A 25,599-nucleotide genomic window follows, 5' to 3' on the forward strand; every position below is an offset into this window, starting at 1 on the left:
AATTTATATGACGATTAATAATCGAGTACTACCAGAATTAAGACAGGCTTACTCACAGTTTCCGGGCTTTCGTCTGCAGGAAGATTTAGCGTGGAGTCGCAGCCTCTTAGTCCAGCCACCATTAGAAAAGTCAAAACTTGTGCACACGACGAATTGCATGATTCCTAGAGGAGATGGAGGTGAAATGCTAGTTAAAATTTATGAACCAATTGAACGAAACCGTGATAAACTTCCAGCTATGCTTTGGATTCATGGTGGTGGTTTCGTTATGGGACACCCCGATATGGATGATCTTCTATGTGAACGTTTTGTTCAGACGGCTAACTGCGTTGTCGTTTCTGTTGATTATCGACTTGCTCCTGAGCATCCTTATCCAGCCGCGATTGAAGATTGTTATGCAGGGTTAGTATGGATGACAGCTGAGGCTCCATCACTCGGCATTGATGTTAAACGAGTGGCAATTGCTGGTGCAAGTGGTGGCGGAGGGCTAACAGCAGCTCTAGCATTAATGGCTCGCGATAAGGGAGGGCCCTCAATTATATTCCAAATGCCATTATATCCAATGCTTGATAACCGAAATGAAACACCATCTAGCTATGAGATTACCGATGCTCATGCAACATGGAGTAGATCAAATAATTTGACCGCTTGGCGTATGTACTTAGGAGAAGAAAAGGACACCAACGAACTTTCTCCGTATGCGGTTCCTTCAAGAGCAGATAATTTAGCAGGATTACCACCAACCTATACATGTATAGGTCAACTTGATTTATTTCGAGATGAAGCCTTTGATTATGTAACACGTCTTGCCCAAGCAGGAGTAGATGTTGAAATGAATCTCTACCCTGGTAGCTTTCATTGCTTTGAAGTCTTTGTACCTGAAGCCGAGGTAAGTCAGCGTGCAAGTCAGAACTATTTAGATGCAATGGCTCGCGCTCTTCACCCTTAGTCTACCTTACTGAGAATGTGAAATAGCCCTTATCATAGTCGTTAAGGAGTTCAGTTGCAATCATAATTGGCAGGAGCATAATTTTCTAAATGAAAGTTGCTGCTCTTGGAATGTTTGAATATGAAAATTTAAAATGCGAAAATGCTTTGACGGTATTTTCGCATTTTATAATTATAACAATTTAGTTATGATGACTTTGTTGATAAAAACTTCACAGCTATGCAAGTCCAATTCCTCAATTTATGGCAAGTTTATCGTAAAATAAAATAATGACTTTTTTTAACATCAAATGAACTATGATGTTAAAATTACTATAAAGTGATCCAATCAGGAGGTGTAATCATTTGGAAGAAAAATATACTATAGGTGAAACAGCTAAAATAATAGGTTCTACTATAAAAACAGTTCGTTACTATGATGAAATTGGGTTGCTGAAACCTACAAGTTATACTGATGGTGGACATCGATTATACACGGTGAAAGATATATGGCGTCTTGAAATGATTACAAACCTGCGTTATTTGGATTTTGGAATTGATGAAATAAGCAAAATGATATCTGAGGAGATATCATTCACTAGAGCACTTGATTGGCAGATTGAATCGATGGAAACACAGATTAATACGCTTATGGATATGATATCAATTTTGCGTCAAGCAAAGGAACATAATGGGGATTCATTGCAGTGTATTCATGATTTAATAAATGCACGAACAATTAAAGCTGAAAATAAAAAACAATTTATCGATAAAAAAGTGCAAGAAATACAATTCTTAAATGACATTCCAAAAGAGTGGAAAGATTCGTTTTTTTATTATTTTGATAAATATATTATTAATCAGGTGAAAGGCTCCGCCAAACAAACCGTTGCTTGGCATGAGTTGCAGGAGCTCATAAATGATCCGCAGTTTATAAAAGACCTGAAAAACACTGAATTTTTGTACATGAATATTGTTCATCAACCAAAATATAATGCTACAACACTGGTCAGAAAGCTCGAAAACATCCATGATCGATTGAATAAGGCGTTGAAACAAAAATCGCCTGCCAGCAGTCCGGTTGTACAGGCCATTGTCGATGATACTGCTAGGCTGTATACGAACTCAGAGCAATTGGACAATAAAGAAGATTACTTCCATTACTTTGTAAAATATATTCAAAGAACCAAAACCAAACGACTCGAACGATGCGAAATATTATGTGCCATTCTAAGTCCACAATACTACCAACTCTCAAAAGCTAATCAATTACTATTTCAAGGAATAGAATGGCGACTTGAACATATGGAAAATTCAGAAGGCGAATAATTGAGGGGCTAAACACCCTCAACTATTCGCCTTAGCTGTCAACCCTTCTGTAACGTAAATTCTGGATAATCCCCAATATTTTGCTCTAATAGTTTAAATGGCTGTTGCTTTAAATAATGATTAAAGAAATCCAATGAATAGTCGTTAATCAGATGATAAGCCTTTTGGATGTCGACCCCTTCCATCCGTTCATAAAGTGGTGAAAACAGGTATAAATCAGAGAAGCCCATATGCTTCATATCTTTAATCTTCATCCAATAGTTCCCACCCACAGTTACATACTCATACCGTGGCAAAGTTTCGTTTACAAACTCGATGAACTCCTTACTATCCGTTTCCTTCGCTTCTCTGATTGAGTCATCAGCACTCATCATCATAAATGGCTTCTTCAGCCCCTCCGTAGGAACTCGGAGTTTTCCATATAGAACGCCGTCCATATTAAGAGCTGCTTTTATTCTTGAATCTGTCATTAGCATTTGGGTGCTCGTTGCCCCACCAAAGGAATGGCCAAACATACCTATATTCTCCATATCCATTCGACCTGTAAAACGGTTTTCAGAATCATTTTGGGCCAGCTGCTCTACTTGATCCAGCACAAATTTAGCATCTTCAACCCAACCTTCATTTGCTTTATCTAAATATGCAATTGATTCCGTTTTTTGTGGGACGTAATTTGCTATACGACCATCAGAAAAAACTGAGGCCGTGCTACTGTAGGTGTGATCTATACCTACCACGATATAGCCTTGACTGACTAATTGCTCAATTTGAAAAGTGTTCTGATTTTTATGCCCACTAAAGCCATGAGAGAAAAGGAGTACCGGATAGGTTGTTTCCTGATTAGAAATCTCAGCGTTCTCAATAGCATGTGTTTTGACATAACCAAAATTTGCAAATAAAAACTTCGGTAAATTTAGAATTTTACTATACCCCTCTGCAAAAACAGCAGAATCGGAAATATAAGGAGCCGTATTACCTTTAGCATTCGTATCAGCAGGATACCAGATCTGTACCATTAATTCGCGTTTGTCGCCAAGCTCTGGTGTAAGAGTCTCTTCCCTCTTAGTATCTTCCCAATCGTAGGTGACTGTTCCAATTTGGTACGGACCCGCTGGCTTTTCAAAGGTAAATACCGGAAGAACGATAGGCAGACTAACTGTTATGGCAGAATAAAGTACAGCTAATGTTGAATTCAGAACAACGCGTAATCGGCGCATACTTGATTGTTGTTCTTTTTGAACTTTTGGGTTAAAAAAGTGCCTTATCACAACAACAACGAGAAAAAATAATGTCATCAAATAAGTCGGTATCATTTGCCACCGCATCCCTTCAATGATTCCATGGACAAGTAGAAATAGCATAGACATACCACCAGCTATCAGTATTCCTCGCTGTGACTTGTTTCTACCAAAAACTAACCAACCTAGTAAAACAATATTAAAGATGACATAAAACAATTCAATAGACCTCATAATAAAAACCTCCTTGTTTTTTTGATCTTGCTGATTCAAATCAAAGTGTATTACCTCCAGTAAGAGGAGAATCAACAATCAATACAAAAAAACACTGACATTTTTTATAATTGTCCACCATTTTACAAATTTGAGGTTGTATATTATTAAAATAAAAATTGAGCAGTTATAAAAAATTGTCTTTATAATATCAATAAAGAACTATGAATATTTCACAGGTACAGGTTAAATTATTTTAGAAGTTAGGAGAGGATAGAAATGGATTCCTATGAAGTATCGACATTAAAAAAGGGCCTTTTGATATTGGATATATTACGACAAAAGCATGCTCTTACATTGACTGAAATTATGGAAGAGTTATCACTGAATAAGACATCGGTTTTTCGCATGCTTTATACTTTGGAAAAAATGAATTATGTTAATAAATATAATAAATACTATCAATTAAATCCTCATATATTTAGGGATGAACATCTATATTGGCATCAAGATATTGAATGGACTTCCCTTGTAGCACCCTATCAATTAGCCCGACAAGAAGAAATAACAACTTATATTGGTATTTTGGAAGATTGTGAAATGGTGATAAAAAATGTCATTAGGGAGCCATTTGAACAACCTTTTTTTCAAGCAATCGATACTCGAACACCCATGCATTCAAGTGCACTTGGAAAAGTAGTCTTAGCTCACCTGCCACCAGAAACGCAACATGACATGTTAAATAGTATGAGACTTCATCCACTTACAGCAAAAACCTTTTATGATTACGGTTTATTAGTTCCTCACTTACAGGTTATTAAAGCACAAGGATATGCCGTGGATAATGAAGAAACTAATCTAGGTAAATGTTGTATTGCAGTACCTATTTATGGCAATAAAGAAGTAATAGGAGCCATTGCCCTACATGGTTCGACGGAACAAATAAAAAAAACGGCTATTCGTTCTTTTGTAAAAAAATTAGTCGAGGCAAGTAAAAAAATAACAACAGAAATCGATTATCTTTTAGCATAGTTTTCTATCTTAGAAAATTTATAAGCCGTTTCCTTTTGCAATAAAAGTGCTTTTGTTTCTATATACGAAACTATTAGTATAGATGTTTGTAAAAATACGTTTATGTCCTATTCTTGTTATATAAAAACGAGGAGGTAAGATGATGAAATTCCATACATTAAAGAAAACTAATATCCGTATTTCAGAAATTGGCCTTGGAACAAATGCTGTTGGTGGTCATAATTTATTTGAAAGCTTAAATGAACAAGATGGAAAGGAGCTAGTGGCAACAGCCCTTGATCTTGGAATAACTTTTATTGATACAGCAGACATTTATGGTAAAGGGCGTTCAGAGGAAATCGTTGGGGATGTTTTGAAAAACTATCGTAGGGAAGATTTCGTTTTGGCAACAAAGGCAGCTAAACGTTGGTTTGAAGATGGTACAGTAACAGTAGATAATCACCCAAAATATCTACGACAAGCTTTCGAAAATAGCTTAAATCGACTCCAATTGGATTATGTAGATCTATATTATTTGCACTTCCCTGATAACGAAACACCTCTTGTTGAATCGATTGGGGAATTATCGCGCTTAAAAGAAGAAGGTAAAATCGGAGCAATAGGAATTTCTAACGTAACATTAGATCAATTAATCGAAGCAAATGTGCATAATGATATTTCGGTCTTACAATCTCCTTACAATATGTTAAATCGCTCAGCCGAACAAGATTTATTGCCATACTGTATAAAAAATGATATTTCATTTATTCCTTATGGACCACTCTCATATGGTCTACTTGGTGGCAAGTATACAAAAGATTTTAAACTAGGCGCAGGGGACTGGCGAGTTTCAAACCCTTTATTCCACGGTGAACTGTTTGAACAAACATTAGTTAAAGTAGAGGCGTTAAAGGAAGTAGCAGCAGAAAAACAAACAACATTACCAAATCTGGCTCTTGCTTGGTTATTAGCCCAAGACGGTGTTGATGCCGTTATCCCAGGAGGAAAGCATAAAAGCCAAGTAGCTATCAATGTGGAAGCAACGGATGTCCTGTTAACAAATGAAGATTTAATGAAAATAGAAGGAATTTTATAATAAAAAATGAGAAAAGAGAGGATTTTTGCAAATTCGCTCTTTTCTCATTTTTATTATATTTTAGCTTTGTGCTCTATCGCAATTTTAGCGTAGTTTGACTGTGCAAGTCTGCTAACAGCCTGTCATTTTCTTGGATTATTGGAAATTAAGCGACTCCTCTTCTTAATCCAGTTTACGCACTTTAATCGGGATTAATGTTCTTTCTAATTGTTCACGATGCTGTTCGTACTGAAGTGGCAACATTAATTGGCTACCCATTGTCTCAGGTGTTTCGTCATGAGCAAATCCAGGAGGATCTGTAGCGATTTCAAATAGAATTTCGCCAGGCTCACGGAAATAAATCGCATTGAAATAATTACGATCTTTGACTTCCGTTACATGCTGTCCATGATTCATCACATACTCTTGCCATTCTAAGTGATCCACATTATCTTGTGCTCTCCACGCAATATGATGAACCGTACCTACACCCATTTGACCACGTACACCTGCTACTGTTTTTAAATCTACAGTATTACCAATAGCTGCACTTGATTTATAACGAGTATAGTCACCCTCTGTCGCTACCTGTTCTAGGCCCATCACTTCTGTTAAAACTTTTGCCGTTTCTTCAGGATGACTTGAGTATAGTGTAGCTCCACCAAAACCTTTAATAGCAACCTCGGGTGTTACCTCACCAAATGTCCATTCATTGAGCTCGCCTTCCGCACGTGCAACGAGTTCAATATGCAAACCATGTGGGTCATCCAATTGAATGACTTGCTCACCAAAGCGTTCAGCTTTTTGGAAGGGAATCGAGAATTTTGCTAAGCGATTAATCCAAAATGGAAGTGCCCCTTCTGGTACAACATACGTTGTAACGCCAACTTGGCCATCACCAATACGTCCTTGATAAGCATCTGCCCAAGGGAAGAAGGTAATGATTGTGCCTGGTTTTCCACCTTTATCGCCAAAATATAAATGATATGTGCCAGGATCATCAAAGTTTACAGTTTGCTTCACTAAACGTAAGCCCAAAACACCTGCGTAAAAATCAATATTCTCTTGTGGATGCCCTACGATGGCTGTGATATGGTGAATACCTGCTGTATGTTTTTTCATGTTAACAAGCCCTTTCGACTATTTTCCTCACCTTTACTGTGCCCAACTACGTCCTACCTCAAACTGGATAAGCTTAGCGAATTGTATATAAAGCTTTAGACCACGGGATTAATTGATCTAACATTTGATTCACTGAATCTGATTGTACTTCCTTTGGCTTAAAGTCTGTTCCATTTTCAAAATCTGTGAATAAAGATAATGCTGGGTGAACACGTACATCTGCAATTAATAGCTCTCCCATAATGCCACGTAGATGTTCTGCTGCACGAGCCCCACCTACAGAACCATATGAAACAATCCCTGCTGCCTTGTTATTCCACTCAACACGTAAATAGTCTAGTGCATTTTTTAATGCCCCTGTAATAGAATGATTATATTCTTGTACGATGAATACAAATCCATCTTGTTTAGCAATAATTTCTGACCAAGCCTGTGCACCCGAAGCATCTTGCCCTGGTTCACCCAATAATGGCAATTTATAATCAGCAATATCGATCACTGTATAGTTTGCGTCACCGCGTAAATCTGCAATTTCCTTTACCCATTGTGCTACTTGAGGGCTTACACGTCCCTCACGTGTTGATCCAATAATAATACCGATATTTAATTCTGCCATTGTTTGTTCCTCCTCTTTTTTTGAACTAAATAATTTATTCAAAAAACCCATAATTGTACCTCCTGACGAAAGCTAAAGGTTCGAATTCATTTATCTTGAAATTATTTATCTTGAATTCGAGATAATAATAACACGATATTTTTATCAACGTCAACAACTTTGTTTTTTAATTTAAAAAGGCAGAGAAAATGAACTCTCTGCCTTCCCTAAAAGCTTATAAACTTGTGATTTCAAATAGCTATATTGCGCATCATTGGTATCATGAAAAGCCTCATTCCTATTTGAATCAATATCCTGATAGTCGATTATGTATGAAAATTGCTCCTCCGTAAAATCCATTCTTATGCCATTAATGACATTATAAAAGTGCCAGCCCTCCTTGAGAAATGTCTTTCTAATTTCTCCGCCTAGAATATCCTGCACCACTAATGAAGTAACGCCACATTGCCCTTTTGCAGGGTTATCCAAGCTCCATTTAGAACTTGATTGGCTTAACCATGATTTTCTTAAAGCGTTTAAAATGTCTTTTTTCATGCTAAAACTTCTCTCAAACACTTTAAAATGGGACTTCATCCATTTTTATTGGCGTTGAGTTCCCTACTGCCCAATCATCTTTAATGGCACCATAGACCATACTATCCGTCATGGTACCATCCTCATTTTCCCAAGCATTTCTTAAATACCCCTCTTTCACAAAGCCAACCTTGCTAAAACATTTTCGCATCCCCATATTATCTGCTCTTGTATAGCCCTCAATACGAATCTTACCTTTTTCACCAAATAGATCAATGAAGTGCTTTAACACCATATCCTTACCTCTACATGAATAAAGAGAATCCCGACTTTTCCCCCATCCACATAACTAGGGGAGACCCTAGTTCCTATCCACCAATTTCAACGTTCTATCCATCACATTTAGTGCTGTATCCACCGCTTTTTGCATGCTATCCATCTAAATCGATTTTCTATCGATTTTATTAGCTATATCTATAATAAATTGCTTACTAAGCTCCTCTTTCATATTATTCTCAGCATCCACCATCACTTGTTCAATGAGACAGCCTTGATGATGAAAGACATCTTCATGATCTGAAGCACAACTAAATAATGAGGTTTGTCCTTCAATCGCATAAATCACATCTAAGAAAGAAATTTCTTGTGGACGCTTAGAAATACGGTAACCACCGTTGACACCTGGATTCGACTCAATTAAACCTGCCTTCACAAGCTTTGTTAATATTTTCGAAAGATAGGTTGGTGATAATTTCTGCATTTCTGCTAGAGACTCTACGCTCATTGACTTCCCTTTAGGATTTAGCGTTAAAAATACCATTGTATGTAACGCATAATTTGTTGCTTTTGAATATTTCATCATTTATCACCTCCATTCAGGACTATTACTATCTGTAATTAAAACACATTCTACCATGAAAAAAGCATGTTTTGCCGAAAAACACGCTTTATGATTTCTTATTCATGCTGCCCATAGCCTGCTTCTTCAGCCATGGCATCAGCCTTTGTCATATGAACAGTTCCAATTGGATGGTTTGGTGGTGCATAAATTGTGTAAAGCTTTAGTGGTTTATTGCCTATATTCGTAACATTATGCCATGTCCCTGCTGGCACCATAATGGCCATATCTTCAGACACGTGTCTTTGGAAGTTTAAATAATCTTTACTTGGTCCCATCTGTGTAACACCATGCCCTTCCTCAATACAAATAAATTGATCGACGTGAGGGTGTACTTCTAAGCCAATATCTTCCCCAACGTTAAGGCTCATCACAGTTACTTGTAAGTGTGGCCCTGTCCATAGTACTGTTCGATAATTTTTGTTGTGCTTTGTAGCTTCTTCAATGTCGACAACAAATGGCCCTGGTCCGTAATCATTTCGTACATTATTTCTTGCTGATGGTTCTACCTGATTTGGATAAGCCCAATAAACAGGTTGATAATCGTAATTATATAGTTGGTAATTGCCATAGTAAGGATGGTACATTTATCTCAATCCTCTCATGCATGATAAAACTATATTATGCAGTTGAAGCAAAGAAGGTACTCCCCTGTATTCAACAATCCGTTTGCAATTTGAATTATAAATTGGGTACTGTTTATGAAAACATAAGGGGTAGTTGTCATGTATGAAAGATTAGCTGAATCGCTCGCAAGTACGGCGATTAAATGGTTTCCTGGACAAGGTTCAGAATACCTTGAAAGATTGCTAGATGAATGTGTGTGAGTTGCCTCTCTAAGCTTAGAGGTAACTCACAACTCGGATAATTCCTTGTTTAGACGCATGCGGAATGAATCATCTGTCAGAAATCTCAATTGAAAACTATTCATACTATTAGATAGTTTAATTTGTTCCATTGTATTTAAGTCGTTAGCAAAAAAGGCAATTTCCGTTTGATTCCCTTCTTTATCTTCCGCATAGGCTGCTAGTGTTAAGACAAATGCAGTCGATCCACCCTTTTGACCTGCATGTGTTAGCCATTCTTGATTTTTAGGATTCTGCATCAACTGTTCCATTACGGAATCTAAGTATTTATGTACCTCTGCACTGAAGAAATCCTTATTATTCAATTTTTCTAAAATAGAGATGTAATCGTTTGTAGTGGCCCTTATTAAACGGTCAGACCATATCTTTTGAAAATCCATATTGAGCAGTTTTTGTGCCTCTGCTTTCTCCTCGTAAGTCAAAGGTTGCTCTATCCAACTGGCGTGAATAGACGATGCACGCTCACGATATTCAGCCATATCCATTTCTTGCAAAGCCGTTAATGTTTCTTTTTTCGTTAAATTTTTTTCTTTCATCACTTGAATCGGGATATAGAGTGCACTGACGATCGGATATAATGGTTCATGATCCTCTACATGTAGCTGTGTAAGCACATCATTTATTGCTTGAAAACCTAATACATGCATTAAATATTCCGTATTCGCATTGGAACTATAAGCAATCATACCACTTGCGACTTCGCTTAAAGGTACATGATCCACACCCTGAAGGTTTAACTGCGCTAACCATGCTTCATGTGCACCTCCATCCGTTTTAGGAACATAAAATACCTCTAACTCCTTTAGATCGACCTGTTGCTGAGGATTAATGCGACCCTCTGCTGCTTGCTGTGCATAAGCTATAGCGACGATGATTTTAACTGTACTTGCTAATGGTAGCTGTTCCTTGGTGTTTAATTCCACCCAATATTGTTGATTGTGTTGAATGGCTACGGAAACTTTTTTATCAGTTCTATGTTCCTTTATAAATTGAACAATATATTCTGGGTCATCCTTCTTGATCTCTTTTTGAAACTTCCAAAAGACAATACCTATTACTAACCCTGCACAAATTAAAATGCCACCCATCATCCAGTATAATTTTTTCACTTTCATCCCTCCATCACTCGGCTGCTTCCACCAACCATTGCTGTAATGCTGTAGACGACTGGTTTAATCGCAACGCTATTTCTATGTTCACTTAGTCACCGATCTTTCTTGAGAAATAAGACTAATGCTAATGAAGCCAAAAAGAATAAACTTAGATGGAAACTCAACAAATTAGCAATATATTGAATGTAATAATGAGTATTAAGTATTGTACTTTGTTGTCGCATTAAAGTAGAAATAATTGTTGGACTAAATAACGAAATAACAGCGATAACAATTATACAACTTGAAAACATTTTCTTATCCAAAAAATCACCTACCAATTCTGTTTAGAAGTATCTATAAGTTTTTGAATAAGATGCTCCCACTAGTTTCCTGCAACTCCACTCCCAAGACTTATCCCCCCTATAGTGGCAGCAGCATTTAATAAAGTTTATGGTCATTGCATTGTAAGCTACATACACTAATGAATTAACGAAGCTCTTAAACTGCTAATGCCATTTTCTAAATATCCTTTGAGGCATGTTAACATATAAACCCAACCCTCTTTTTGCCCCATCATTTTTGCCATAATCTCTGGGTCATGGGCACTAAACCCTGACTCTACTACAGTAATAATGGTTTCGCCTTGTAATTCTTCAAGAGTGATGGTAACCATCGTCACTTCACCATGCTCTTCACCCCATACAAACATAATTTTTTCATTAGCCTCCATTTCCAGCACAGTGATCACACCCTCAGCATGATACTCATCATATCTAAGCGTAATCCTTTTACCCGCTCCCCATCTTTCAGAGCTATCAGAGAACCAATAATGCCCAATTTCAGTAGGAGAAATAATGGCTTCAAAAACTTTATGGACTGGCTGCCTGATTTTTAATTTCGTCGTCACATCCGTATTAAGCATCGATCATCATCCTTTTTGTAATATCTATCTACACATTCTCCAAATTTCCCCTTTTACCTCTCTAATAATAAAAATTAACTAAAAAAGTGTGATTCCCCTAATGGTAAAATCACACTTTTATATTGGTAAAATGATCTCAAATGTTGTACCGACATTTAATGTACTTTGGACGTTTACTTTCCCATGATGCTTTTCAACGATGGTTCTGACAATAGATAAACCTAACCCAGAGCCACCCAACTCACGGGCTCGGGAGTGATCGACACGGTAAAACGGCTCAAAAATATAGTGTAGCTGATCATTTGGTATCCCAATTCCTGAATCTGTAATTGTAATATGAGTAGCTCCATTCTTAACCTGTCCACGAACTTCAACCATTCCATGCTTGTGGTTGTACTTAATCGCATTTTCAATCATATTAGAAAAAACTCTATAGAGTAATGTTTGATTTCCCGTTATCGTTTTCACGTCAATATCTACAGAAATAGTGATATTTTTTTCTATACATAAAGGCTGTAATTCTTGTGTAATCGTGTCTAACATTGCTTTGAGCTCAATATCATCAGAAAAATGTTCCGTTTGCTCATAAGCTAATGTTAACAGATCGTTCACAACCTGGATGAGCCTTTGTGTGCCTTGCTCTGTCACCTCTAAATTTTCCTTATAATCTTCTACTGTTGGTGATTTTTCCAGTTTTAAAACCTGGATACCTGCTTTCATGGTTGTTAGTGGTGTTTTCAATTCATGTGCTGCATTTGCGGCAAAGCTCTTTTGGTACAGAAACGATTTTTCTAGTCGATCTAGCATGTGATTAAATGAAGCTGTAAGATCCCCTATTTCATCTTTTGTAGAAATATGTTCGATACGTTGAGATAAATTATGTTCGCTTATATTTCCGATTTTTTGACTAAGATCATGAACTGGCTTTAAAGCCCGACCAGCCACTACATAAATGGTAGCTATCCCCACTACAATAATAATTAACATCCATATGACACTCTGATTGATAAATTTCTTTTTCGCTTCTCTTACATCCGTAATCTTTATCTGAGCAACGATATCATGATTCATCTTGGTTTCTACTGTTGCCTCATCTAAGATTTCTTTGTGAAGCCTATTTTCTTGATTGAGTATCGTTGTCGTAATAGGTTGAACAATTTTTTCCTCGGCACTATAAATCGATAGGAACGTTAACAAAATTGTAACCACTACAAAAATACAGCCAGTTAAAAGGGTCAGCCTCATTCTTAATGTTAAGTTATTCATATGAACCTCTATCATTTTCTGCAATGATATAACCTTGTCCTCGGATTGTCTGAATCACTTCTATTTCCCCCAAAACATCTGCCATTTTTTTTCGTAATGAATGGATATGGAACTTGAGTGAATTTGAAAATAAATCCGTTTCACTGTCCCATACATGCTCTATCAACTCCTCTGAGCTAATGACTTTATTTTGATGTAGCATGAGATATTCTAGAATAGCATATTCCTTTTTGGTAACATGTATCATCTCACCATCCACTAAAACTATTTTCTTTGAGCTATCAAGTGTTATATTTCTAAAAGACATAATGACGCTTTTTTGACTAAAAGACCGCCTTAATAAGTTGCGTATACGCGCATCCAACTCTTGAAAATCAAAGGGCTTTATTAAATAATCATTGGCTCCACAATCAAGACCCATTATTTTATCATCAATAGCCGAACGTGCTGAAAGGATAAGTATTTTCACATCCTCGTTCTGAACTCGAATCTGCTCTAACACCTCTATGCCATCCATTTTGGGTAGGTTTAAGTCCAATATAATAAGGTCATATTCATTAATTTCGAATAATTCTAATGCTTCCTTACCATCAAAAGCTGTATCCACGGCATAGCCAGATTTCTTTAACCCTTTAGAAATGATCTTGGATAAGACAGCCTCATCTTCAACCAATAAAAGTTTCATTCGTTCTATCCACCTTTAAAAATCAGACTTTTTTAACGAACCGTTAGTTTCATAAATTTTGCTAACAAACAAGTCCTACCCCTTTGTACTAGAATAGCCTACTTGAATGAGCTTTTAAAATAAATTAAGTCAACTAACACTTGTCTCTTTTACCTTTACATAGTAAGAAGCTTGTTTTGAAAGATCAAAACAAGCTTCTTTTCATTACTTATCCTTTTCCCCGCCATCAATTATTGTAGTTGTCATCATCACAGCACCCTCAGGAATAGCTGGCATTTCACCAGATTCAAAGGTTTTTACGCTCACTTTGACTGATTCTTTTTCATCTACTTTTGTTTTTTTCATTAACAAGCCTTTAGGAACCTCCTTTTTCTCCCCAGGCTTAAGTATCTTCACATCAGCCTTGATTGATTGTGCCCCTTTTTCATTCTCATCATTTGAAGAAGCTAATGCAGAAAATGAAAAACCACCTGTTAATAACCCTAATGCTAGTGTTCCTACCCCTAATGCTCTTAATTTCATAAATATCCCTCCAAGAAAATGATTTGTAACAATGGTTACAGACCAAGTATATCGATTGCTAGGTTAGAGGAAGGTTAGATTTTATAATAATTGATGATTTCTTTTACATTTCTATAATGTTCAAAATTTCGCTGACACATCTGTTTTGAATATCGATCATCATTCCTTTTTATAGTGTATTTACGTTTTTATATACTCTTCTTATGAATATAAATTCAATAAAAAAGGTGCGATTCTCCTGCTGATAGAATCGCACCTTTCCATTTAAAATATTTTATTACTCTCTATGGTAAACTGTAAATCTGCTACATTTGCGATAAAATTCTTATCATGTGTCACGAAGATGATTGTTCCCTCATAAGTCATTATAAATTGCTCCAGCGCCTCTAATGCTTGAATATCTAAGAAGTTGAATGAAATAAAGTAAAGCCGTTGATTTCCACTACGGGCGGACGCTTTCCGCGGGCTTGGCATCAACCTCCTCGTCACTCCGCAAGCCCATCCTGTAGGAGTCGTCAATCTCCATGAAAATGAACAGCTCCTCACGAATAGACAAGCTGATCTAAAATAGTAATATAACTATAATTAACACGATAAGAATATCCATCCTAAATTGGTTTGTTTACTTTTCATCTAAGAAAAGTCTCTTCTTTCCCATCATCCTTTTCAACCTATACTTTATTTTAAAAAGGTACATCATTCATCTTAATAGGGGTTGTTCTACCTAAAGTCCAATCTTCTTTTATTGCAACATATAGGATACTATCAGTTATAGTACCATCTGTATTTTCCCAGGCATTTCTTAAATAGCCCTCTTTCACAAAGCCAGCTTGCCGTAAAGCATTTTCTCATACCGATATTATCGACTCTCGTATAACCTTCGATACGAATCTTTCCTTTTTCTCCAAACAGATAATTTTGTAACCAAAGGAGTGTTTTCACCCCGTATCCTTTTCCTCTATAACGTGTACTTAAACGGATATCGAATAAAGGGATTGTATCGCTTCTGTCATGAATTATTATTATCCCGACCTTTTCTTTATTATCAATGATCCAATACGTCTCGCGATCGCTATGATAGTATCCTTCTGCATACCCTTTTCGAACGGATTCCTCTTTCACATTTTGATCAGTATGATAAATCCACTTGTTTTGAGTTAATAACTCCACTAAATCTTCAATTTCATCTTCTAATAGTTTATATTCCATTTTTACTACCCTCCATTGCATTAAAATTGGGCTGTCCACTATAGCGTAGAGTTGATTTCCGTTCCGGCTGGGCTCATAGTTGTTGCTGTCGCTTCTCTTTCGCACAGAGCAAAGCTTCCTCGGGCGTCCGATGTTTTAAAGACTACGTTCTTTCGAATAGTATACATAAAAACTAACATATATTTTTGTTAAATTTACTTTATGGAATCAACTATGAAGGAAAAAATTTTTTGGAGGAAATAGGTGAAAACGACTTTGAACAACCCCCATTTATCAAGCTCTATTAGTTAATAAAGTTATAACATCCAATGCAACTTGCTAAAAAGTACTCCATTTGCAAAACAAAAATCATCGTTAGACATAACACTTTGAACTATGATAACTATACTTTTTACATCAAAAAACCGTTTACCTTATTAGCAAACGGATGTTTTTATCTATACTTAATTTTTTTCACGTTGAAAAATAAGATCAATATATTTTGCTCCTCCATAAAAGGAAAATGGAGGAGCGAATACCTGCATTAATTCCCATCCCTCTTTTACATTCTCGTTTATAATCTCTATATAGTCTTCTTGAGGTTTCGTATAAAATCCTGGTAGGCCTTTTAGTTTAATCCGCTCAAATTTATACTCTTTCATAATGTCCGTCCCTCCTATCATAAAAACTAAATACTAGATTTAAATAATCAACATAGAATTATGATTAATATCATTCACTACCAATATAAATTGAATCATAGATTTCGACTTCTCCATCTTTCAACTTAATGATTACATCAAATGCAGACGAGATCAATTCTTCATCATGGGTAACCATAATGCAAATACAATCCTTTAGTGTACTTATCACTTTGTGAAGTACCTTAACATTTTCCTTATCTAGAGCTGAGCTCGGTTCATCTAACAGTATTACTTGGGGATTATCTAAAATGGCTCTTGCAATAGCTACCTTTTGACGTTGTCCCCCCGATAAATAATCTCCATTATAACCAACGTCTGTTTGAAGTCTTTCCTCAAGCTGGTCAAATTTTAAATGTTTTAGTAAGGATTTTATATCCGTATCGTTATCTTGAAACAACTGAATATTATTCAATAATGTATCTTTAAATAAAAAGTTATTTTGGTCAACGTAACCTACTGATAAATAAGGGCCTTTCTGTTGTACATCATTAACCAATAATTCTCCAGAATATTTTTCGATTAATCCAGCTATTATTTTTAATAATGTAGATTTACCTGACCCATTTTCTCCAACTAAAGCATATGATTTCCCTTTTTCAAAACAAAGGTTCAATTCTTTGAATAACGGGTTCTCATTATTACTATAGTAATAGGAAACATTTCGTAACTTTATAGTAGAAATCTCTTCATTTTCAAGATGCATGTATTGAGCTACTGGTAGATCTGAAATGAATTGCATTTGCTTTCTAATAGGTTTAGTAGAATTAACTTTATTAAACTCTTGCGCTATGCTAATAGCGGGTTCAACAACATACATTATTAATTGAATGAATGCAATGAGTGCTCCGATTGTAAGTAATTTTTGGCTTACTAAGTACCCTCCAAACAAGAAAATAACTAACATCACAACTATCGTTATACTTCCAAACAATACATTAGCTAAAATAATCATATTTTGTAGCTTCATATTTTTAATTTCTAAGCTTTTTACTACTTTATCTCCTCTAGAACTAAAAATACCTGCTTTTCTATACACTCTTATTATTGGAAAGCCCGCTATCATCTCTTGAATGATGTTGACATATTGTTCATTTGCAGAAATATGATCCTCTTTCAATCTGATAATACGTTTAGAAAACAATACTGGTAATATACTCACCAATCCTATAATAAAGGCAAGGGCTAATGTCAAAATAGGCTGTAATATGAGTAAAGTTACAATAGAACAGCCTAATAAAAGCCCTTTATTTATTATGCCAAAAATAGACGAGTAGTAGTTTGTCTCTAATTGATTAAGATTTGAAAAATACAAGGTGTTATATTCTTCTGTGTTGTACTTTTTAAATTCATCATATGAAGTGCTAATCATTGCTCGATGTAGTGTACTTCTCAAATTAATCATACAATTTGCAATATAGATATTCCCCATAACTCCTGCAAAATATTGCAATACCATTTGTCCAATGCCCAGTAATAAACACACACCAAATAACGGAAACAACTTTTCGATTTTTAATTCAACTAAACTGTCTGTAATATACATTAACGCAATTGGGAATAATACAGATACAGAAGCAGCAAAAAACTGTAATATTAAAACAAAGATAAATTGGAGATTCCATCGAATCATTTTCATATTTAAGTCCTACTTAATCTGAACTTTAACTGACCGAAAACATAGTGCAGAATAAAACTGCCCATTAGAATTAATAATAGCGAACCAAAAATCGAGTTACTAGCTGTAACCTCTAAATTACCTGATTGATACTTCATACTTCTTTCTAAAATCCCATCTATACGCGGCTGAATAACTACAGTCGTAGCAATACTGAATAAAAGATTTGGTAATGCGAATAAAATAAAACTTATATATGGTTTCTTCTCTGGCAAGTTAACAAACAGTAAAAAAATAACACTTATTATCATTGGGAAAAAAATAAGTATTAATAACTGGATTACATCTATTTCTTCCATTAATAAAAATATTACAAAAAATGAAATTTGAACGATCACCGTCAAGAAGTAAAGAATTTTATTTTTCATTTAATATCCCCCCTAAATAAATATCATGTTATAAGAGAAATGGAATAATATAGTATACAGTAGATTTCGAGTTCGGACATATATAATCCCCATTACTAAGGCACCTGGCAATCTATAAAGTAAATTATCTATAAATGGCTCATTAATATGAGTTAAAAATGCAAAAAACAAACTACTCAACAAAATAATAAACCAAGGCCTGTTAGAAATTTTATACAATAAATAACACATTGCTCCTCTTGCCCAAAATTCCTCTGTAAATGCCACAATAGCCATTTGAATGCTGTTAACTACAAGAAATGAGACTGTGTGGCCAGTATAAAACAAGTAGACTTCTAGTAAAATTAAATACACAATTCCTATTATTGCTGTTTTTATATTTAGCGCTCTAATACCGAAATCACCAATAGTTAGATCATATTTCTTTTTCATGTAAATATAAGGAAGTACACAGAAGCCAGACACCATACTTAAGAAAACTACGAAAATACTAAATACTCTAGAATCGACATTGGGAAATGAGAAATATAAGATCAATCCAAAAAGTGGTACTACGAGAAGGGGTAAAAAGAGAACAAATAGAATGTCGATAACTATATTAGATTTGTCTTTAGAAGTGGTTATATGGCCATTATATGAGTTCATTTACAAGTCCCTCCTTGTAAAAAGATATATCCCAATTCTATTGCTAGTAATAATCATTACTAGTATAAGAACTACATATGTTAAAAAGAATTTAGTAAGTTTGTAGTTACTTGTAAAATTCATATCTATTAATTCACCTAGATAATAATCAAATGATATATATTTAAACACCGGGAAATTAGCCATAAATGTAAGTACTATGAATATTAAACAAAATATGATTGTGGCTGTATTAGATTTTAAGATTGTGCTTAACATCATACTAAACGAAATAACAAATAAATACAGAAATGCTATACCTAACCCAACATATAATAAATTTAAAAATTCATCAGCTCTTATAAATTGCTTTGTTGCAATATCTTCTCTATGTACTACGAAAGCGTAATATAGTATTAAAGAGATAATGGAATAAAATATAATTACAGAAATAATTGCACTGTACATACTTACAAGCTTTGCACGATATATTTTTGCTCTATTTGGTATACGTTGTGTATATAGCAGAATACTACGGTTCTCTATTTCTCCTCCCAATGATTTTGTTGCAAATAAAGCAGCGATTAAAAAGTAAATAAATAGCATTTTACCAAATATGAGCATATTTATTACAAAGCTTAACGCATATTCTTTTTCATCACTATTAAAAACGATAATTGAGGATTCGAAATATGCCCCTAAACTGTATAGTAAAGGGATTCCTATCATAGTTACAAATGCTATAAGTTCTCTTCTTTTTATCAATTTCTTCCACTCTATTTTGTAGACTGTATTAAAGTTCACCATAATTTACCCCCCTTTGAACAGTTCCATTAAGGAAGATTCATTTACTTTAATATCAACTATAGGTATCCCTTGTTGAACAATTTGAGTAATTACTTCATTTAATTGCTCTTTTTCTTTAACAACTATACAATTTTCATCTGAACGCTGATAATTTTCACTTTCAAAGACTTTGGAACGTTCGTCAATTTCCACAATATATCTTTTATTATCATCAAAGACATCATCAAAAACTTTTACACCATTTTCAATATAGATAATTCGATCACAAACATCTTTAACTTCGCTTAAGTTGTGATCTGAGAATATAATTGCTTTGCCTTCTTTCTTTGCTAAATCAACTATCAAATTTTTCACTAAATTTCGCCCTATAACGTCTAACCCCACTAAGGGCTCATCTAAAATTAAAACTCTTTTATCACATAACAATGCTTGTGCTAGCCCCAGTCTTTGCTTCATTCCAAATGAAAAACTTTTTACATAATCATGTTTACGATTTAATAAACCAACAAGATTTAGAACTCTTTCAATTTCTACTTTAATTTCTTTTTTATTACTTAAACCCTCAGCAATCAATAATAGTTCTAAATTTTGATAGGCATTTAAATAGTCTACAAAGGAACTTTCTATTAAAACACCAAATTCTGAAATTTCATTTTTGTTCTCCATCAGGTTTTTTCCTTTATAATGAATTTCACCTGATGTTAAATGTATATTATTTGTTAAACAATTCATTAATGTAGTTTTACCCGAACCATTTTTACCAATTAAGCCCACGACTTCTCCACCTCTAATTTCTGTCGAGAAATTATCTAAGGCTTTTGTAATAGATGATTTATATATCTTCGTGACATTATCAAATTGCAATAACATGATCATCACCTCACAATATTGAATAGGTAGCTTTTATAGCATATAAAAGCTACCTATTATAAAATCACCAATCCTTGCCATAACTTACACAAACAACGAACCCAACAGAAACGCAGTTTGGTTTTACTTCAGCTTTTTTAGTCGCGAATAACATATGTAAATCCACCTCCTTTCAAGGGAAATTTCTAAAGTTCATTGAGCTATAGTTCCTTTCATTTACCAGTCTTTACCGTAACTTACACAAACAAAGTAACCCACACTAACGCAGTTGGGTCTTGCTTCAGCTTTTTTAGTCGCGAATAACATATGTAATTCACCTCCTTTCAAGATTCTATAGTTTACTGAGTTATAGTTTCTTTCAATCGTTTCACTGTACCTCGATAAAAAGTTTTAATGAAAGGACAATACGAATCTCTATCGGTTAATGTTTTATTATATAACCAGCTTCTCCCCCTACATCCACCTCCACATAAGTAGCGATACGAACAATCCTTGCAGCCATTAACCTCTTCTACAGTCAAGAAATTAAATACGTTTTCTTCAGATCTTAATATGCTGCCTAATTCATCTTGTAAAATATTTCCCATTCTAAGTTCATTATCATGTAGCATATGGCAAGGATAAATCGATCCATCAGCGGCAATACTGACCATCTCTTTTCCTACTTCACAATTACCTCGGCAAGTTAAACAGACTTCGCCAGTTGGCATATCCATAATCGGAACATCTTCATCAAACGTTAGAACCTTTTTAGAAAAATCAACAAGTGATTTATTATCAAATATGTAATCCTTGAACTCTTCATTATTTGGATCAACTGTAAAAATACTAAATGAAAGTCGAACTCCTAAATCATTTGCGAAATTAATATACTCTTGCGCATATTCCAAGTTCCTTTTATGAATAGTTGCAATTAAATTGAGTGATACTAGAGGTTTTAAATATTCAATATTTGAAACAATTCGCTTCATAATTCCTGTATCCCTAATAAATTGAGTTTCTTCATTATAGCCATCTATTGATATATTTAAGATATCAATATATTGGAGTGCATTTAAATGGCGCTCATAAAGCATAGTTCCGTTTGTAATAACACTTAAAGACTTTATGTTTGCCACTTCTTTTGCATAGCGGCAAATGTCAGCAATATCTTTCCTAATAAAGGGTTCTCCACCGGAGAACACAAGTTCTTCTACTCCATTTTTCGTTAACTCATCTAGTATTCTGCATATACTTTCAAATGGTAAAACATCTTGTGTATTACGATTCTCAACATATGAATAACAGCCAATACAATTTAAATTACAGCGATCTGTTAAATGTAAGTAAGCAGCCTTTAGTTTACTTTCATTACTAGCTCCTTCAAAAAACCCTAAGTCCTTCATACATTCTAAAATCTGTACTGTCTTTTCATTTAAATCTTCTTCTGTTAGTGACTGTTCATTCATTAACTTTTGAACTAATTCATCCCCATCATCATCAAGCCCTATAATTGACCCATTTGCCGTGTTGCCAATCATTTTAATCCCTTCGATTTCAAACACTCTAACATTCTTATCAAAACAAAAGTTATTCTTTAACATATAAACACCTTCATTTTCGGAATATTTGTTTTTTTGTTAAAACCAATAAATACCTTTAATTAATTTCAATCAATATTATTATAACGAAAAACATTAATTTTTTATTTATTTTCATAAATTATTCAAAAATTCCGATTTCCAATAAGTTTTTTGTTTTGAATAATGGTCACCCAAATGAATGTCCTTTATTTAGAAACTTATCAAAATACAACCTATCTCAATAGCGTAATTTTTATGTTTCACTTGTGAGTACGAAAAATGAATAAGGTTCTTCTTAAGACAGCGCAAAAAAACATACTAACATTAGTAGTACAAACCAAGGCCATGGTTTGTGCTACTAATGTTAGTATGTTTTAGAAAATATATTTTTTTATTCATCGGTATCATCAGCATACTCTAAAATATCCCCTGGCTGACATTGCAAAACTTTACAAATTGCATTTAAAGTAGAAAAACGTATTGCCTTAACCTTCCCCGTTTTTAAATTAGATAAATTGACAATCGAAATATCTACTGCTTCTGCAAGCTCGCTTAATTGCATTTTTCTATCAGCCAACACACGATCCAACCTTACTATAATCGACAACCTCTTCACTTCCTATGCTGTTGCATCATACTCTTCTTGTAAAAAAGATCCATATCTAAATATCCTACCTATTATCCAAACTATAAAACTACAAAGTAGTATACTCCAATTTATATCAAAAAATCTAAGAGAAACTGATTGAATCCATTCAATACTTTGTAATTCATTATTATTTAAAAACATATGTAATACAGTTGAAATTAAGTATGCATGAACCGTATTACTTAAAAAACTTAAAACCAATAAACTATATGCTACCAACTCTATTCTTTTACTATTTCTAACAGTAAATATATCCCCAGCAATTACTGCTTTAACAAACTTTTTTAATAAAACTAGAATTGACATAATAACCAAGGTAAAGATAGTCGAGAGTATTATTAATAAGATAGTTTCACTTTTATCATAAACAAAATTACTTACAATATCTTTATTTAAAAGAATCGTTATTCCATTAAAATTAAAAGAAATGTCAATGTTAGAATGTAAAACTAGTTCACTAATCTTATCACCAGAGACTGTTAAAGCTACAACTAATATACCCAAGAGTAATAAGATTAATGAAGATATGATTACTATTGTAGATATTAATAATACATTTAATATTCTCAAAATAATTTTAATATTCCGAATCGCTAACGATTGATCCATAATTACTTAACACCCCTCATTATATAATCCTTTTCTAATTATTGTAGTATAAATTATTATAGCCTCCCTTCTAAAAATTACTTCTTAAACAACCCTAACTTCAAACTTTAAGTTCGAGTTTAGTATATATTATAAATAGATATTTTAATATGGGCTGCTCACCATATTATATAATAAGCACTTCGGAAATTAGCATTTTAGGTGATACAGTCCTCAAAACGATGACCTAGTAGTTAAAGCTCTTAGGTTTTTCATTTGTGTTTCCACATAACTGATTAATAGTAGCTTCAAGAACAATCTCTTCAATTCGATATTTCCCCTGATAAAGGACATACTATTTAATTATAGATTTATCAAAAACGAACATTCCAAAAAGTATATAATTTGAGTAGAACTTGATATAGTATGTATTTAGGAATAATCAATTTATTTGGTGGTGTATATATGAAGAAGTTCAGTATGGATTTTTTAGTGATTACGGTCGGAGCGCTACTTTTTGCACTAGCTGTAAACTTATTTGTTATACCAAATGATTTAGGTGAAGGTGGTGTAACAGGTGTAACAATCATTGCATATTATTTATTCGGATGGTCGCCTAGTATTGTGAGCCTTGTGTTAAACGTAGCTTTATTAGCAGTTGGTTATAAATTTTTAAGTAGACAAACGACTATTTATACGATTATTGCAGTATCCCTTCATTCACTCTTTTTACATGTAACAGAATCTTGGTCTATTTCCTCAGATGAGATTATCGTAAATACGATTTTTGGTGGCGTATTTGCCGGAGTTGGCATAGGCTTAATTATAAGAGTTGGTGGTACAACAGCAGGTTCTACGATTTTAGCTAGAATTACCAACAAATACCTTGGCTGGAGTATTAGCTATGGACTTTTATTCTTTGATTTAATTGTTGCTTTTTCATCTTATTTTATCATCGGTGCAGAGGCATTAATGCTAACGATTATTATGCTCTATGTTGGTACAAAGGTGATGGAATTTGTGATTGAGGGCGTTAACCCTAAAAAAGCTGTTACCATTATCTCAAAGAAACCAGAAGACATTGCTGGACAGGTGACTGCTTATATGAACCGTGGAGTTACTGTTCTTTCAGGTCATGGCTATTATACAAAGGAACAAAAAGAAATTCTGTATATCGTCATTAGTAAACAAGAAGTTGTGAAGCTCAAAAAAATTGTCAAAGAAGTCGATAAAGATGCCTTTATTGCCATTCATGATGTAAGGGACGTTTTTGGAGAAGGCTTTATTGAACTAGCAAAATCTTAAGACAGTCAAAACACCTTTTGTAAGTTACAACAAAAAGGTGTTTTTTCTATTTACCTATTTCTATCGATCTGTAAGGAGCTTTCAATAATACTGTCCAATAGTGCTGGATAACTGATGCCAGCAGCCAGCGCACTTTTTGGTAGAAGGCTATTTTGCGTCATCCCAGGCAATGTATTAACCTCTAACACATAAGGGACGCCATCCTTAATTAACATATCTACTCTAGCATAAACACTGCATCTTAAAGTCTTGTAGCTTAGCATCGCAGCTTTTGCTACACGATCATGAATCGCAAGTGGGAGTTCCACAGGCTCCTCTATTGTAGAAGCATCATCATATTTCGCCTGGTAGTCAAAAAATACTGCCGTATGTTTGATTGAAAGGACTGGCAAAAGCTTCTCATTTAGGATTGGGCATGTAATTTCGTCACCAATCAAGTACTGCTCAATAATGATTTCGTTATCCCACCTAAATACCTCTGCTACAGCAGTCAATAAGGCACTCTGATTATGGACAATTTGAACACCTACACTAGAGCCACCAGCATTTGGTTTCACTACAAGCGGATAACCAATAAGTTCTATATCCTGTAAGGGCAGCTCCTCTCCTTTGATGAGATGTATCCAATCTGGTGTTGCGACACCCTCATATCGCAATATTTTTTTAGCCATATTTTTATCCATGCACAAGCTACTTGCTAGAAGACTACTTCCTGTATAAGGAATACCCAATGTTTCTAGTACCCCTTGAATCGTACCATCCTCCCCAAACTTTCCATGCAGTGCTAACAAAGCGACATCAATGCCACCTAGCCTGTCAATTACCTCTTTGTTGTCATCTAATGTAATGGCAACAACCTCATATTTATGCTTATCTAATTGAGCGACCATTTCTTTACCTGTCATAATGGAAACCTCCTTTTCAGAGGAAGTACCCCCCATAATTACGCCAACCTTCATTTT

The 25,599-nt window shown here is 34.5% G+C and carries 29 protein-coding genes; 5 read left to right on the top strand and 24 right to left on the bottom strand.

All coding sequences use genetic code 11. From position 1 onward, the window contains the following. The first annotated feature begins 7 nt into the window (after positions 1-7). Positions 8-949, top strand: a complete 942-nt coding sequence (locus V6670_RS21545; RefSeq protein WP_338652099.1) for an alpha/beta hydrolase — start codon at positions 8-10, stop codon at positions 947-949. 344 nt (positions 950-1,293) lie between these two features. Then, positions 1,294-2,256 (top strand): MerR family transcriptional regulator, encoded by a 963-nt coding sequence (locus tag V6670_RS21550; protein ID WP_338652100.1) that lies wholly within the window; start codon positions 1,294-1,296, stop codon positions 2,254-2,256. 38 nt (positions 2,257-2,294) lie between these two features. On the opposite strand, the gene V6670_RS21555 is transcribed toward V6670_RS21550, so the two are convergent. Further along, positions 2,295-3,728 carry an acetylhydrolase gene (locus V6670_RS21555; protein WP_338652101.1) on the bottom strand — a complete coding sequence of 478 codons (1,434 nt, stop codon included), beginning with the start codon at positions 3,726-3,728 and terminating at the stop codon, positions 2,295-2,297. Positions 3,729-3,986: 258 nt separating this feature from the next. On the opposite strand from V6670_RS21555, the gene V6670_RS21560 reads away from it, so the two are divergent. Beyond that, positions 3,987-4,739, top strand: coding sequence for an IclR family transcriptional regulator (locus tag V6670_RS21560; RefSeq protein WP_338652102.1), 753 nt, complete (start codon positions 3,987-3,989; stop codon positions 4,737-4,739). A 142-nt stretch (positions 4,740-4,881) separates the two neighbouring features. Further along, positions 4,882-5,814 (top strand): aldo/keto reductase, encoded by a 933-nt coding sequence (locus V6670_RS21565; RefSeq protein ID WP_338654723.1) that lies wholly within the window; start codon positions 4,882-4,884, stop codon positions 5,812-5,814. A gap of 162 nt (positions 5,815-5,976) precedes the next feature. Here V6670_RS21565 and V6670_RS21570 read toward each other — a convergent pair whose 3' ends face one another. From V6670_RS21570 to V6670_RS21675, 22 genes are all read right to left on the bottom strand, one after another. Next, the gene (locus V6670_RS21570; protein WP_338652103.1) at positions 5,977-6,915 is read right to left on the bottom strand and encodes a ring-cleaving dioxygenase; all 939 of its coding nucleotides are present in this window, start codon (positions 6,913-6,915) and stop codon (positions 5,977-5,979) included. Positions 6,916-6,988: 73 nt separating this feature from the next. After that, complete coding sequence (locus V6670_RS21575) at positions 6,989-7,582, bottom strand: NADPH-dependent FMN reductase (protein ID WP_036128773.1); 594 nt, start codon at positions 7,580-7,582, stop codon at positions 6,989-6,991. A 120-nt stretch (positions 7,583-7,702) separates the two neighbouring features. Then, on the bottom strand, positions 7,703-8,065 hold the full coding sequence (locus V6670_RS21580; RefSeq protein ID WP_338652104.1) for a hypothetical protein: 363 nt from the start codon (positions 8,063-8,065) through the stop codon (positions 7,703-7,705). 22 nt (positions 8,066-8,087) lie between these two features. Further along, complete coding sequence (locus V6670_RS21585; RefSeq protein WP_338652105.1) at positions 8,088-8,339, bottom strand: GNAT family protein; 252 nt, start codon at positions 8,337-8,339, stop codon at positions 8,088-8,090. A gap of 144 nt (positions 8,340-8,483) precedes the next feature. Next, on the bottom strand, positions 8,484-8,906 hold the full coding sequence (locus V6670_RS21590; RefSeq protein ID WP_338652106.1) for an Rrf2 family transcriptional regulator: 423 nt from the start codon (positions 8,904-8,906) through the stop codon (positions 8,484-8,486). 95 nt (positions 8,907-9,001) lie between these two features. Beyond that, positions 9,002-9,529, bottom strand: coding sequence for a cupin domain-containing protein (locus V6670_RS21595; protein ID WP_338652107.1), 528 nt, complete (start codon positions 9,527-9,529; stop codon positions 9,002-9,004). A gap of 266 nt (positions 9,530-9,795) precedes the next feature. Continuing rightward, positions 9,796-10,917: a serine hydrolase gene (locus tag V6670_RS21600; protein ID WP_338652108.1), complete on the bottom strand. Its 1,122-nt coding sequence runs from the start codon at positions 10,915-10,917 to the stop codon at positions 9,796-9,798. A 463-nt stretch (positions 10,918-11,380) separates the two neighbouring features. Continuing rightward, positions 11,381-11,824, bottom strand: coding sequence for an SRPBCC family protein (locus V6670_RS21605; protein ID WP_338652109.1), 444 nt, complete (start codon positions 11,822-11,824; stop codon positions 11,381-11,383). A 117-nt stretch (positions 11,825-11,941) separates the two neighbouring features. Continuing rightward, positions 11,942-13,090, bottom strand: coding sequence for an ATP-binding protein (locus V6670_RS21610; RefSeq protein ID WP_338652110.1), 1,149 nt, complete (start codon positions 13,088-13,090; stop codon positions 11,942-11,944). Further along, entirely contained in the window at positions 13,083-13,775 is a 693-nt protein-coding gene (locus tag V6670_RS21615) for a response regulator transcription factor (protein WP_141904185.1), read from the bottom strand. The genes V6670_RS21610 and V6670_RS21615 overlap by 8 nt, the downstream gene beginning before the upstream one ends. Before the next feature lie 204 nt (positions 13,776-13,979). Next, entirely contained in the window at positions 13,980-14,297 is a 318-nt protein-coding gene (locus tag V6670_RS21620; RefSeq protein WP_338652111.1) for a hypothetical protein, read from the bottom strand. 264 nt (positions 14,298-14,561) lie between these two features. Beyond that, positions 14,562-14,771, bottom strand: a complete 210-nt coding sequence (locus V6670_RS21625) for a hypothetical protein (RefSeq protein ID WP_338652112.1) — start codon at positions 14,769-14,771, stop codon at positions 14,562-14,564. Between the two features lie 291 nt (positions 14,772-15,062). Beyond that, the gene (locus V6670_RS21630; protein WP_338652113.1) at positions 15,063-15,506 is read right to left on the bottom strand and encodes a GNAT family N-acetyltransferase; all 444 of its coding nucleotides are present in this window, start codon (positions 15,504-15,506) and stop codon (positions 15,063-15,065) included. A 443-nt stretch (positions 15,507-15,949) separates the two neighbouring features. Beyond that, on the bottom strand, positions 15,950-16,147 hold the full coding sequence (locus V6670_RS21635) for a DUF4177 domain-containing protein (RefSeq protein WP_338652114.1): 198 nt from the start codon (positions 16,145-16,147) through the stop codon (positions 15,950-15,952). A 70-nt stretch (positions 16,148-16,217) separates the two neighbouring features. Continuing rightward, positions 16,218-17,825 carry an ABC transporter ATP-binding protein gene (locus V6670_RS21640; RefSeq protein WP_338652115.1) on the bottom strand — a complete coding sequence of 536 codons (1,608 nt, stop codon included), beginning with the start codon at positions 17,823-17,825 and terminating at the stop codon, positions 16,218-16,220. A 2-nt stretch (positions 17,826-17,827) separates the two neighbouring features. Continuing rightward, on the bottom strand, positions 17,828-18,232 hold the full coding sequence (locus V6670_RS21645) for a hypothetical protein (RefSeq protein WP_338652116.1): 405 nt from the start codon (positions 18,230-18,232) through the stop codon (positions 17,828-17,830). Between the two features lie 12 nt (positions 18,233-18,244). After that, the gene (locus tag V6670_RS21650; protein ID WP_338652117.1) at positions 18,245-18,877 is read right to left on the bottom strand and encodes a CPBP family intramembrane glutamic endopeptidase; all 633 of its coding nucleotides are present in this window, start codon (positions 18,875-18,877) and stop codon (positions 18,245-18,247) included. Beyond that, complete coding sequence (locus tag V6670_RS21655; RefSeq protein WP_338652118.1) at positions 18,878-19,663, bottom strand: hypothetical protein; 786 nt, start codon at positions 19,661-19,663, stop codon at positions 18,878-18,880. Between the two features lie 3 nt (positions 19,664-19,666). Next, positions 19,667-20,533: an ABC transporter ATP-binding protein gene (locus V6670_RS21660; RefSeq protein WP_338652119.1), complete on the bottom strand. Its 867-nt coding sequence runs from the start codon at positions 20,531-20,533 to the stop codon at positions 19,667-19,669. Positions 20,534-20,871: 338 nt separating this feature from the next. Beyond that, positions 20,872-22,116 (bottom strand): radical SAM protein, encoded by a 1,245-nt coding sequence (locus tag V6670_RS21665; RefSeq protein ID WP_338652120.1) that lies wholly within the window; start codon positions 22,114-22,116, stop codon positions 20,872-20,874. Between the two features lie 370 nt (positions 22,117-22,486). Then, positions 22,487-22,702 (bottom strand): helix-turn-helix transcriptional regulator, encoded by a 216-nt coding sequence (locus V6670_RS21670; RefSeq protein WP_338652121.1) that lies wholly within the window; start codon positions 22,700-22,702, stop codon positions 22,487-22,489. Positions 22,703-22,714: 12 nt separating this feature from the next. Next, positions 22,715-23,353, bottom strand: a complete 639-nt coding sequence (locus V6670_RS21675; protein ID WP_338652122.1) for a DUF2975 domain-containing protein — start codon at positions 23,351-23,353, stop codon at positions 22,715-22,717. 444 nt (positions 23,354-23,797) lie between these two features. On the opposite strand from V6670_RS21675, the gene V6670_RS21680 reads away from it, so the two are divergent. Then, positions 23,798-24,637 carry a YitT family protein gene (locus tag V6670_RS21680; protein WP_338652123.1) on the top strand — a complete coding sequence of 280 codons (840 nt, stop codon included), beginning with the start codon at positions 23,798-23,800 and terminating at the stop codon, positions 24,635-24,637. A gap of 50 nt (positions 24,638-24,687) precedes the next feature. Here V6670_RS21680 and V6670_RS21685 read toward each other — a convergent pair whose 3' ends face one another. Beyond that, positions 24,688-25,596 (bottom strand): D-alanine--D-alanine ligase, encoded by a 909-nt coding sequence (locus tag V6670_RS21685; RefSeq protein ID WP_338652124.1) that lies wholly within the window; start codon positions 25,594-25,596, stop codon positions 24,688-24,690. Positions 25,597-25,599 lie beyond the last annotated feature (3 nt).

The organism is Lysinibacillus sp. Y5S-8 (assembly GCF_036894365.1).
In the GTDB taxonomy this organism is placed as follows: Bacteria; Bacillota; Bacilli; order Bacillales_A; family Planococcaceae; genus Lysinibacillus; species Lysinibacillus fusiformis_D.